Annotated in this window: 10 protein-coding genes; 9 read left to right on the top strand and 1 reads right to left on the bottom strand. The window is 43.3% G+C overall.

From position 1 onward, the window contains the following. The first annotated feature begins 56 nt into the window (after window positions 1-56). The 9 genes from MKY17_RS26570 (at window position 57) to MKY17_RS26530 (ending at window position 11611) form a co-directional block, all read left to right on the top strand. On the top strand, window positions 57-287 hold the full coding sequence (locus tag MKY17_RS26570) for a CsbA family protein (RefSeq protein ID WP_034309928.1): 231 nt from the start codon (window positions 57-59) through the stop codon (window positions 285-287). Between the two features lie 218 nt (window positions 288-505). Continuing rightward, window positions 506-2491: an excinuclease ABC subunit UvrB gene (uvrB, locus tag MKY17_RS26565; RefSeq protein WP_098371664.1), complete on the top strand. Its 1986-nt coding sequence runs from the start codon at window positions 506-508 to the stop codon at window positions 2489-2491. Between the two features lie 6 nt (window positions 2492-2497). After that, window positions 2498-5377: an excinuclease ABC subunit UvrA gene (gene uvrA, locus MKY17_RS26560; protein ID WP_098371564.1), complete on the top strand. Its 2880-nt coding sequence runs from the start codon at window positions 2498-2500 to the stop codon at window positions 5375-5377. A gap of 796 nt (window positions 5378-6173) precedes the next feature. Further along, the gene (locus tag MKY17_RS26555) at window positions 6174-7274 is read left to right on the top strand and encodes a DUF4097 domain-containing protein (protein ID WP_098371663.1); all 1101 of its coding nucleotides are present in this window, start codon (window positions 6174-6176) and stop codon (window positions 7272-7274) included. A 417-nt stretch (window positions 7275-7691) separates the two neighbouring features. Further along, entirely contained in the window at window positions 7692-8627 is a 936-nt protein-coding gene (gene hprK, locus MKY17_RS26550) for an HPr(Ser) kinase/phosphatase (RefSeq protein WP_076368260.1), read from the top strand. 26 nt (window positions 8628-8653) lie between these two features. After that, complete coding sequence (gene lgt, locus MKY17_RS26545; protein WP_098371563.1) at window positions 8654-9466, top strand: prolipoprotein diacylglyceryl transferase; 813 nt, start codon at window positions 8654-8656, stop codon at window positions 9464-9466. A gap of 27 nt (window positions 9467-9493) precedes the next feature. Next, window positions 9494-10438 (top strand): nucleoside recognition domain-containing protein, encoded by a 945-nt coding sequence (locus MKY17_RS26540; protein WP_098371562.1) that lies wholly within the window; start codon window positions 9494-9496, stop codon window positions 10436-10438. Next, a complete protein-coding gene (gene ppaX, locus MKY17_RS26535) occupies window positions 10428-11096 on the top strand; it encodes a pyrophosphatase PpaX (RefSeq protein WP_098371561.1) in 669 nt (222 codons plus the stop codon). The genes MKY17_RS26540 and ppaX overlap by 11 nt, the downstream gene beginning before the upstream one ends. After that, a complete protein-coding gene (locus MKY17_RS26530) occupies window positions 11093-11611 on the top strand; it encodes an acyltransferase (protein ID WP_098371560.1) in 519 nt (172 codons plus the stop codon). Before ppaX ends, MKY17_RS26530 begins: the two co-directional genes overlap by 4 nt. 34 nt (window positions 11612-11645) lie before the next feature. On the opposite strand, the gene MKY17_RS26525 is transcribed toward MKY17_RS26530, so the two are convergent. Further along, the gene (locus MKY17_RS26525; protein WP_179891063.1) at window positions 11646-11789 is read right to left on the bottom strand and encodes a hypothetical protein; all 144 of its coding nucleotides are present in this window, start codon (window positions 11787-11789) and stop codon (window positions 11646-11648) included. Window positions 11790-11857: the final 68 nt, after the last annotated feature.

Here is an 11857-nt window from a genome sequence, read left to right as displayed (position 1 = left end):
TGATAATCATTTAAACTGAAACTACTCTATTTTTCTCTTATAAAGGAGATGAAAAAATGATTAAAATTCTTTCTGCCCTTTTCCTTCCTTGTCTACTTGTCATGCTATTTTCAAGAGTCACCTATAACAATGTCGTGGGCCTTGTTTTAACTGTTGCCTTGATTACAGCTTCTGCATATAAAGGTTATACGCATACAAACTTATTGATCATCGTCGATGCCTTATCCCTGACAGTTGGATTTTGGTTATCAAAAAGAATGATGAAACGTACATCCAAGAGCGCCTGACACTAAAGGTGCTTTTTTTGTACTCAAACATGTCATTCCCCTCAACACATCATGAATTCCATAAAACAAAAATAGAATGGATGTTCGCTTATTGCTGGTTTGTTTTAAGGCTAATGTGGTAGAATGTGTATATATGCTTTATTAAACCGGAATAAATAGAAGGGATATAGGCATGTCCCGTTTTCATATAAAAATATTTCAATAGGAGGCTATGCTTGGTGAAGGATAAGTTTGAGTTAGTCTCAAAATACTCTCCTCAAGGAGATCAACCGGCAGCGATTGAAATGCTGGTCGAAGGGATTAAGGAAGGCAAGGAAATGCAGACGCTATTGGGGGCAACGGGGACAGGGAAAACGTTCACCGTTTCCAATGTGATTCAAAGAATCAATAAACCGACTCTTGTCATTGCCCACAATAAAACGTTGGCAGGGCAGCTTTACAGTGAGTTCAAAGAGTTCTTCCCTAATAATGCCGTTGAATACTTCGTTAGCTATTATGATTACTACCAGCCAGAGGCTTATGTTCCATCCACGGATACATTCATCGAAAAAGATGCAAGCATCAATGATGAAATCGATAAACTGCGTCACTCGGCAACCTCATCTTTGTTCGAAAGGAAAGATGTCATCATCATTGCCAGTGTTTCGTGCATATATGGGCTCGGTTCCCCTGAAGAGTACGGGGAGATGGTTGTTTCCCTCCGAACAGGCATGGAAATAGACCGGAATGCCTTGCTGCACAGACTCGTGGATATTCAATATGAGAGGAATGATATTGCTTTCCAACGGGGGACCTTCCGCGTTCGCGGCGACGTGGTCGAAATTTTCCCGGCTTCACGTGATGAACATTGCGTACGGGTCGAGTTTTTCGGGGATGAGATTGACCGCATCCGTGAAGTCGATGCCCTGACTGGTGAAATTACTGGTGAACGGGAACATATCGCGATTTTCCCGGCTTCCCACTTCGTAACCCGCGAAGAGAAAATGCGGATAGCCATTCAAAATATCGAAACGGAACTGGAAGAGCGATTGAAGGAATTAAGGGAAGATGAAAAACTCCTTGAAGCACAGCGCTTGGAGCAGCGGACCCGTTATGATTTGGAAATGATGCGGGAAATGGGCTTTTGTTCAGGGATCGAGAACTATTCCCGCCATTTAACCCTTCGTCCCTCAGGTGCGACACCATACACTTTAATGGATTACTTTCCAGAGGACTTCCTATTGGTCGTGGACGAATCACACGTAACCCTTTCGCAAATCCGCGGAATGTTCAATGGAGATCAGGCGCGGAAGCAAGTGCTCGTCGATCATGGCTTCCGTCTGCCGTCTGCAAAAGATAACCGCCCGCTAAGATTTGAAGAATTTGAAAAAAAGGTACATCAATCCATATTCGTTTCTGCAACTCCGGGACCATATGAACTCGAACATACGCCAGAAATGGTTCAGCAGATCATCCGTCCTACCGGATTGCTGGATCCGACGGTAGAAGTGCGGCCGATTGAAGGGCAGATAGATGACATGATCGGTGAAATACAGGAGCGCGTCAAAAAGAACGAGCGTGTGCTCATTACGACCTTGACGAAAAAGATGTCCGAAGATTTAACTGATTATTTAAAGGAAATCGGCATCAAGGTCCAATATCTTCATTCGGAAGTGAAGACCTTGGAAAGGATAGAAATCATCCGGGAACTTCGAATGGGCAAATATGATGTACTCGTTGGAATCAACCTTTTAAGGGAAGGCCTGGATATACCGGAAGTGTCGTTGGTGACCATTCTGGATGCCGATAAGGAAGGGTTCCTTCGCTCGGAACGTTCGCTTATTCAAACAATGGGCCGTGCAGCCCGTAATGCCAACGGTCACGTCATCATGTATGCAGACCGCATCACGAATTCGATGGAACTTGCCATCAATGAAACGAGGCGGCGCCGTGAAATCCAGGAAGATTATAATAAAGAGCATGGAATAATGCCTCAAACCATTCAAAAGGATATCCGTGACTCCATAAGGGCGACTCATGTAGCCGAAGAAGGCGAAGAGTATAAAGAAGACCTTGCACCAAGCCTCGCGAAGCTCCCTAAAAAAGAGCGTTTAAAAGTGATGGAGAGCATGGAAAAAGAAATGAAGGAAGCGGCAAAGGCACTGGATTTCGAGCGAGCTGCCGAGCTGCGTGATTTATTACTAGAGTTGAAAGCGGAAGGGTGACGAAACATGGCAATGGATAAAATTGTGATAAAAGGCGCCAGGGCCAACAATTTAAAGAATATTGATATCACGATACCGAGAGACAAACTTGTTGTACTGACCGGATTATCCGGATCTGGAAAGTCTTCCTTGGCTTTTGATACGATTTATGCAGAAGGGCAAAGACGTTATGTAGAATCACTGTCCGCTTATGCTCGTCAATTCTTAGGCCAAGTGGATAAACCGGATGTCGATGCGATCGAAGGTTTGTCACCAGCCATTTCCATAGACCAGAAAACGACCAGTCGAAATCCTCGTTCAACCGTAGGGACTGTTACGGAGATCTATGATTATTTAAGGCTGTTATTTGCACGGGTCGGCAGGCCGACCTGTCCGATCCATAATATTGAAATCACCTCACAAACGATTGAGCAAATGGTGGACCGCATTCTTGATTACCCTGAACGAACCAAGCTTCAGGTATTGGCACCGCTTGTCTCGGGCAGAAAAGGGACACATGCAAAAGTCTTGGAGGAAGTTAAGAAACAAGGATATGTCCGCATTCGTGTGAATGGGGAAATGCATGATCTCAGCGAGGAGATCACTCTCGAAAAGAATAAAAAGCATTCAATTGAAGTCATCATAGACCGGATCGTCATTAAAGAGGGTATCATGGCGCGGCTCGCAGATTCATTGGAAAGTGCTTTGCAGCTTGGCGAAGGCAAAGTCATCATTGACGTCATGGGTGAGGAAGAGCTGCTGTTCAGTGAACATCATGCTTGTCCATACTGCGGATTTTCGATTGAAGAGTTAGAGCCGAGAATGTTCTCCTTCAATAGCCCATTTGGGGCATGCCCAGATTGTGATGGCTTGGGGGCGAGGCTTGAGGTGGACCGTGATCTGGTCATCCCGAATAACGAATTAAGCCTCCGCCAACATGCGATTGCACCATGGGAGCCGACGAGTTCTCAATATTATCCGCAGCTCCTTGAAGCGGTAGCCAACCATTATGGGATAGATATGGATGTGCCCGTTAAAGATTTACCGGAAGAGAAGATGGATAAGGTCTTGCTTGGTTCAGGTAAAGATAAGATTCATTTCCGCTATAAAAATGATTTTGGAAGAGTGCAAGAAGGATATATTCCTTTTGAAGGAGTGTTAAGAAACATCGAAAGGCGCTTCAAGGAGACGAGTTCAGACTATATTCGTGAGCAAATGCAGAAATATATGTCAGAACATCACTGTCCGACCTGTAAGGGTCATCGATTAAAAAAAGAGAGTCTTTCCGTGCTCATTCAAGGGGTCCATATAAGTGAAACGACAGCTTTATCAGTGGAAGATGCGTTAGTATTTTTCGATGAGCTTGATTTGACTGAAAAGGAAGCTGCAATTGCGAGATTGATTTTACGTGAAATTCGTGAGCGGCTCGGTTTCCTGGCTAATGTAGGTTTGGAATATTTGACGTTGAGCAGGGCAGCGGGAACATTATCAGGCGGTGAAGCGCAGCGTATACGATTGGCTACGCAGATCGGTTCCCGATTGACGGGAGTACTCTATATTTTGGATGAACCTTCAATAGGGCTGCATCAGAGGGATAACGATCGATTGATCGAAACATTGAAGAATATGCGCGAAATCGGGAACACCCTGATTGTTGTCGAGCATGATGAAGATACGATGATTGCTGCGGACTATTTGATTGATGTTGGTCCTGGAGCAGGAGCGCATGGAGGGGAAATAGTGGCCGCTGGTACTCCGGAAGAGGTCATGAATAACCCTAAATCCTTAACGGGCCAATATTTAGCAGGGAAGAAATTCATTCCATTGCCATTGGAACGCCGGAAAAATGATGGCCGTGTCATTGAAATAAAAGGTGCCAAGGAAAATAATTTGAAAAACGTTAATGTGAAATTCCCACTTGGAGTCTTTACAGCCGTTACAGGAGTCTCTGGATCAGGGAAAAGTACATTAGTGAATGAGATCCTCCATAAATCGTTGGCTCAAAAGCTGAATAGGGCAAAAGCCAGACCAGGCGATTTCCGTGAGATCAAGGGAATTGAGCATTTAGATAAAGTCATTGATATTGATCAATCACCGATCGGCAGAACCCCACGATCGAATCCAGCTACCTACACGGGTGTATTCGATGATGTTCGTGATGTATTTGCCTCGACTAATGAAGCGAAAATCCGCGGTTATAAAAAAGGAAGGTTCAGTTTCAATGTGAAGGGCGGCCGTTGTGAAGCATGCCGAGGTGATGGCATTATCAAGATTGAAATGCATTTTCTTCCAGATGTCTATGTCCCATGTGAAATCTGTCATGGGAAACGTTATAACCGGGAAACTCTTGAAGTGAAATATAAAGGGAAAAACATTTCCGACATCCTCGATATGACAGTTGAGGAAGGCGTTAGTTTCTTTGAAAATATCCCAAAAATCAAACGGAAGCTACAAACGATTTATGATGTTGGTTTGGGTTATATCAAGCTTGGACAGCCTGCTACCACTTTATCAGGCGGTGAAGCGCAAAGGGTGAAACTTGCTTCTGAATTGCATCGCCGTTCCACTGGGCGCTCCTTTTATATCTTGGATGAACCAACTACCGGACTTCATGTCCACGATATAGCAAGGCTGCTCCAGGTTCTGCAGCGGCTGGTTGACAATGGGGATACAGTTCTGGTGATCGAGCATAATCTGGATGTCATCAAGACGGCGGACCATATTATTGACCTGGGACCGGAAGGCGGAGATAAGGGCGGAACAATCGTCACTTATGGAACACCTGAAAAAATATGTGAAGTTTCCGAATCGTATACGGGAAAATACTTAAAACCTGTACTTACCCGTGATCAAATTCGTATGGAAAATTGGATTGAAGAAAAAGAAACTCAGCATGAACATGCTTAAAAGAACAAGCCATCAGGCTTGTTTCTGTTTGTAGAAAAAAGGGGGTTCGGAACGGTCTCATTCCGAACCATCATTAAAAAAAAGACTAGATTATCCTTCATGTTTTTTTACTGTAATCCATTGGATTGAAGAAATTTGCGACACTCCTGCCGAATAACTGGCTAGCCAAGACCCCACAGGCGCTTGCGTCGAGGAGGCTTGGCAGACAGTCGGCGGAAAAAGAGCGGATTTCTGAAATCAATTGGAATGGTTTTTATAAAAAACTGTAGGCAAACCGGCTTTTCTTAGAATCTGTCTACAATCAGAGGTTCGGAACGTCATCCCGAGACATGATTTTAAGATAAGACTAGATTATCCTTCATGTTTTTTAACTGTAATCCTTATTGGATTGAAGAAATTTGCAACACTCCTGCCGAATAACTGGCTAGCCAAGACCCCACAGGCGCTTGCGTCGAGGAGGCTTGGCAGACAGTCGGCGGAAAGGGAGCGGATTTCTGAAATCATTTGGAACGGTTATTATAAAAAACTGTAGGCAAACCGGCTTTTCTTCAAGTTTATCTACAGTCTGGAACAAGCCATCAGGCTTGTTTTTTTGTAGAAAAATGACGGTGCGCATTTAATCAATCATTTGATTAAAGAATAGGAAAACAAGATATTTCCGGGGAAATCATACATCTCCCTTTTCGGAAATTGTCATTTCCCTTTGTCGAATGATGGGAAAAACGGTATTTATGAAACTTTTTAGATATCTGGGCGTATGTATGAATAAAATGATAGAAGAAAGCGAGGAATGTTCATGCAGGAGGAAAGAAAGAAAATCTTAGAAATGATTCAGGATGGAAAGTTATCAGCGGAAGAAGCCATGGGCTTATTGGAAGAATTAGATAAAGCCAGTCAGGAAAGTGAAGCTAAAGAGCAGAAATTGCAAAATGAATTATCGACGGTAGTCGTGGATAAGAAAAGCGAGGGAAGCACTCAGGATACGTTTAAGAAGAATATCCAGTCATCGAAAGAAAAGATTATTGATTTCGTTGAAAGTGCTTTTAAGAAAATCAAAGAAACGGACCTTGATTTCAATTTTGGGAAATCTGTGGAGGTCAGTCATATTTTCCAGCATGATCATGATTTCCTGAATGAAGTTGATGTGGATATAGCAAATGGGAAAATAAAAATCGCCGCATGGGACCATAATGATGTCAGGGTTGAATGCGAAGCTAAGGTATACCGTGTGGAAGATATAGAAGAAGCTAGGAAGAACTTTTTGGAAGAAGTCGATTTCACTATTGAAAATGGAAAATTGAGGTTCAAGGTTCGTGAAAAATCCATAAAGGTTGATACGATCATGTACATTCCAAGGAAGGAATATGAGGATATCCATATAAGGATGTTCAATGGCGCAATCACGACTGAATCATTGAAATCAGAGAACCTTAAAGCGAAGACGGCGAATGGTGCCATTCATATCATGCAGGGTACGGGTGATTCGTGTGAGCTTGAAACAGCTAACGGGATGATCACCATTGCGGATACCAACTTTAATGACTTGGAAGCCGAGACCCTGAATGGAGCGATTAATGCCGATGGATACTTCAAGAAATTGGATGTCCAAACTTTCAATGGGGAAATCATCTGTACGAATTCAGGGATGGATTGCGATTCGATCCATGCTAAGTCAATCACTGGAAAAGTCCAGCTGACCCTGCCAACAGGTAAGGCGATCGAAGGAGAGTTGAAATCAAATTTAGGAAGCTTTAATGTAACTTTGGAAGGGATGACCATCATCGAAGAGAAAAGTGATGTGGTTCAGAAGGTCCTTAAGTTTAAGACGGTTAAGGAAGAGGTTCCTGTGCTCCATGTTTTTGCAGAAACCAAGACGGCAGCGATAACGGTTTCCTGAAGAAAAAGAAAGCACGCTGATATAACTGGCGGGCTCTGAATGTAGGCAAACTCGGTGAAAATCGAGTTTGCCTACATTTTTTTAGGGCTTGTACAATTTGGATAGAAATTATAACTAAGGAGTTGAAGGTGTTGCTTTGGAGTTGGTTTGGGAACATCATTTGATGAAAGATACGTTTTCTGATGCCTTTTGTGTACAAAGTGAGCCCGCCAATATAAACTTGCGGGCTTTCTTAGGATTCATGTAGTTTCATCTCATCTCTTTCCTGTTCACGGAGACCTTCCCGCTTTCATAATCCGGGTGCAGTGAATAAAAAAACAATAAATCGATAATGCTTTGTTTGGTTATTAACAGAAAAATGCTAAAATAGAAAAAGTATCTCGAAAAATAGCAACGCTCCAAAAGGAGGAAAGATATATGGCAAAAGTCCGTACAAAGGATATAGTAGAAGCGTTCGGTCTAGAACTTATCAGTGGGGAAGAAGGAATTAACCGACCAATAGTCACGAGTGATTTATCTCGTCCCGGACTTGAAATAGCCGGTTTTTTTGATTATTATCCCGCGGATCGAGTACAGCTTTTAGGTATGACGGAGATGTCCTTTTTTAATCGGTTGAATGAACCGGAGCGAATACAGAGGATGGAAGAGTTGTGCAGGGACTTTACTCCAGGCATCATCATTACGCGTGGTCAGGAAGTGCCGATAGAATTGATCGAAGCTTCTGAGCGGGAATCCGTTCCTGTGATGAGATCTAATATGAAGACAACAAGGTTATACAGCCGTCTGACCAATTTCCTTGAAAGCAGGTTGGCACCAACTACTGCTGTTCATGGTGTATTGGTGGATATCTATGGGTTAGGGGTGTTGATCACCGGGAAAAGCGGAGTCGGTAAAAGTGAGACAGCCCTGGAATTGGTGAAACGGGGTCATCGTCTCGTAGCCGATGACTGCGTCGAAATCAGGCAGGAAGACCAAGATACGCTAGTAGGGAATGCCCCAGATTTAATCGAACATCTTCTTGAAATAAGAGGATTGGGAATCATAAATGTAATGACACTTTTTGGAGCTGGGGCAGTCCGAAGCAATAAAAAGATCTCAATTGTCATCAATCTGGAACTATGGGAAAAAAACAAGCAGTATGACCGGGTTGGTCTTGATGAAGAAAAAATGAAAATCATCGATACGGAAGTGACGAAAATTACCGTACCTGTCCGTCCAGGGCGAAATTTAGCAGTTATCATTGAAGTGGCAGCCATGAATTACCGCCTGAAACGAATGGGTGTAAATGCTGCGGAACAGTTTTCAGATCGCTTGAACCATGCCATTGCAGATCCGGAACATGATGAATTTTAAAAGGTTATAGGAAAAGAGGGGACAAAATGGAACAAGGAATACAGCCGCTGAATCCAATCGCGATAGATCTAGGCCCCATCCAGGTACATTGGTATGGACTGATCATCGGTTTCGGTGTGTTATTGGGTCTTATTATCGCTTTGAGGGAATCAGAGCGAAGAGGTCTTGATAAGGAAATATTTACGGATATGATTTTGTTTGCTGTCCCAATCGCGATCATTTGTGCCCGTATTTATTATGTGATCTTCCAATGGGAGTACTATTCACAAAACCCGGGGGATATCATAAAAATATGGAATGGCGGAATTGCCATACATGGTGCGTTGATTGGATCGGTGCTGACTGCCATCGTCTTTGCCAAGGTCAAGAAAGTCTCATTCTGGAAGCTGGCGGATATTGCTGCACCGAGCTTATTGTTGGGGCAGGCGATTGGCCGTTGGGGTAATTTCATGAATCAGGAAGCGCATGGGGGAGAAATAACAAGATCATTCCTGGAAAATATGCATTTGCCTGAATTCATCATCAATCAAATGTACATAAACGGTACGTACTATCACCCGACCTTTTTGTATGAATCGATTTGGAATATCGCTGGTGTCATTATCCTCTTAAGTTTACGGAAAGTGAACTTGCGCAGGGGGGAACTATTTTTAACCTATGTAATATGGTATTCCATCGGCCGTTATTACATTGAAGGATTGCGGACGGATAGTTTGATGCTGACGGAGTCACTGCGTATCGCACAAGTGATCTCGATTGTGTTGGTAGTTGTAGCCATTGCTTTAGTGGTCTATAGAAGGGTCAGCGGGCATGCAAACAAACGATATTTAGATGCATAGGGAATATGTGTAAAGGGAGAGGGCATAGTGATAGTAGATTCGATTAAAAAGGGACTTCTTTCAGGCTTGAACACAACTTGGTCTTTGGGGAAAGTGATATTTCCAGTCACTTTGATCGTCACTGTGCTTCAATATACGCCTGTATTGCCATACATCATTAACTTGATAGCGCCTTTGATGAATCTCATCGGTCTTCCAGGGGATGCGGCAATTCCGCTTGTGTTAGGGAATTTCCTGAATTTATACGCGGCGATCGCTGGCATATTAACACTTGATTTGACTGTGAAGGAAGTTTTTATTATCGCTATGATGCTATCTTTTTCACATAATTTATTGATCGAGTCAGGTGTGGCGATGAAAACCGGTGTCAAGCTGTGGATCATCCTAACAGTACGGATCGGGCTTGCCCTTTTATCAGCGATCGTCATCAATCTTGTCTGGCAGGGCGGATCTGAAATGGCCCAAGGAGTGGCTATTGGGGAGGCTGCAGAGATTAACGGAGCAGGTGCAATCCTCCTACATGGTGTCCTCCAAGCCCTTTCAGGAATCGGTCAGCTGGCGGTCATCGTTATTCCGCTCATGGTGGCGGTTCAAATCATGAAAGATTTAAAATGGCTGGAAGCCTTCTCGAAAGCCCTGGCTCCCTTCATGAAGGTCCTGGGGATGAAGCCGAATGCTTCCATGCCTTTCGTTACAGGCCTGACTCTCGGTTTGGCATATGGGGCGGGCGTAATGATTCAAGCCGCTAAAGAAGATAATGTTTCGAAGAAGGATATGACGATTGCGTTCATCTTTTTAGTTGCCTGCCATGCTGTTGTAGAAGACACACTGATTTTTATTCCGCTGGGGATTCCAGTCTTGCCGTTGTTGCTTATTCGGCTACTCACTGCCATTGTTTTAACGATGGCCGTTGCGTATATATGGAATCGGACTGACAGGGTACAGAGAAAGGGAGCTGTATATGAACAGTAACATAACTACATTATTATTTGATCTTGATGGGACGTTGATCAATACAAATGAATTGATCATCGCCTCTTTTACGGAAACTTTAAACCACTTTTGTCCCGGAAAGTTCAATCGGGAAGATATTATTCCATTTATCGGACCGACTTTGGTCGATACTTTTTCTTCCATTGATCCAAAACAAGTGGATGAAATGATCGCTTACTATCGGGAGCATAATTGGAGGAACCATGATTTGCTTGTCACACAATTTGACGGGGTGTATGAAACCGTTCAAACGTTGAAGCAGAGCGGTTATAAATTGGCAGTCGTTACGACAAAGAAGCGTGATGTCGTCGAAAAGGGCCTGCGTTTAAGTAAACTGGATCAATTCTTTGAAGTGGTGGTCACACTGGATGAAGTAGAAAAGGCAAAGCCGGACCCAGAGCCTTTGGTAAAAGCTTTAAATCAACTCGGTTCGGTTCCTGAAGAAGCGATCATGATTGGTGACAGTTATCATGATATTATGGGCGGTAAAAATACAGGTACAAAAACGGCAGGGGTCTCATGGTCCATTAAAGGCCGTGAATTCTTGGAAAGTTATCACCCTGATTATATGCTTGAGCAGATGGCGGATATATTGAATATCGTTGAGGTTGAAAAACTCACGGAGGCTAGAAAATGAGACGCACGTCCCGCTATCCAGTTGAAGGGGCTAATTCACTATGGCATGTATATAAGACCGTTCCATTCTGGAAAGTCGTAAAGAATTTTGTGGTGATACAGCTAGCGCGTTATACGCCTTTTCTGGGCATGAAGAATTGGCTATACAAGACTTTTTTACATATGAAAGTAGGAAAGCATACTTCGTTTGCCTTAATGGTCATGCCGGATGTGATGTTTCCGGAAAAAATATCGGTTGGAATGAATACTGTCATTGGATATAATACGACGATCCTTGCTCATGAATATTTGATTCATGAATATCGTTTAGGAGATGTAGTCATTGGTGATGAAGTGTTGATTGGAGCCAATTCGACCATTCTTCCAGGACTTTCAATTGGTAATGGGGCGATTGTCTCTGCGGGGACGCTTGTCCATAAGGATGTTCCGGAGGGAGCTTTCGTCGGGGGAAATCCAATGAAAATCATATATACCAAAGAGGAAATGCTTGAGAGAGATCAGCAAACTTCCTTATGAAAAAGGACTTGCCCATATATGTGGCAAGTCCTTTTTAATGGCATTTTGGGTATAACGGAGTCAGTTCACTCTTTAGATGCTCTATCACTTCGTTGATTGATACATTTTCCTGGTTCACCGTTGCTTCATACGTTTCTTTTAAAATTTGAAAAAACCTTTGCTGTGCCTGTTCATCCATGTTGAGCTGTCCTCCTATCATCTATTAAAGATTTATGAAGAGGGGGCAGAATAACTTCAGCCCCGCAT

Origin of the sequence: Peribacillus sp. FSL P2-0133 (genome assembly GCF_037975445.1) — a bacterium.
Lineage (GTDB): Bacteria > Bacillota > Bacilli > Bacillales > DSM-1321 > Peribacillus > Peribacillus simplex_E.
This window is presented reverse-complemented; position numbering and strand designations above follow the sequence as displayed.

Bases quoted from the DNA above. Each gene is read 5' to 3' on its own strand.
- MKY17_RS26555 (WP_098371663.1), top strand. From the start codon at position 6,174: ATGCAGGAGGAAAGAAAGAAAATCTTAGAAATGATTCAGGATGGAAAG.
- MKY17_RS26530 (WP_098371560.1), top strand. From the start codon at position 11,093: ATGAGACGCACGTCCCGCTATCCAGTTGAAGGGGCTAATTCACTATGG.
- MKY17_RS26525 (WP_179891063.1), bottom strand. From the start codon at position 11,789: ATGGATGAACAGGCACAGCAAAGGTTTTTTCAAATTTTAAAAGAAACG.
- lgt (WP_098371563.1), top strand. From the start codon at position 8,654: ATGGAACAAGGAATACAGCCGCTGAATCCAATCGCGATAGATCTAGGC.
- hprK (WP_076368260.1), top strand. From the start codon at position 7,692: ATGGCAAAAGTCCGTACAAAGGATATAGTAGAAGCGTTCGGTCTAGAA.
- ppaX (WP_098371561.1), top strand. From the start codon at position 10,428: ATGAACAGTAACATAACTACATTATTATTTGATCTTGATGGGACGTTG.
- MKY17_RS26570 (WP_034309928.1), top strand. From the start codon at position 57: ATGATTAAAATTCTTTCTGCCCTTTTCCTTCCTTGTCTACTTGTCATG.
- uvrA (WP_098371564.1), top strand. From the start codon at position 2,498: ATGGCAATGGATAAAATTGTGATAAAAGGCGCCAGGGCCAACAATTTA.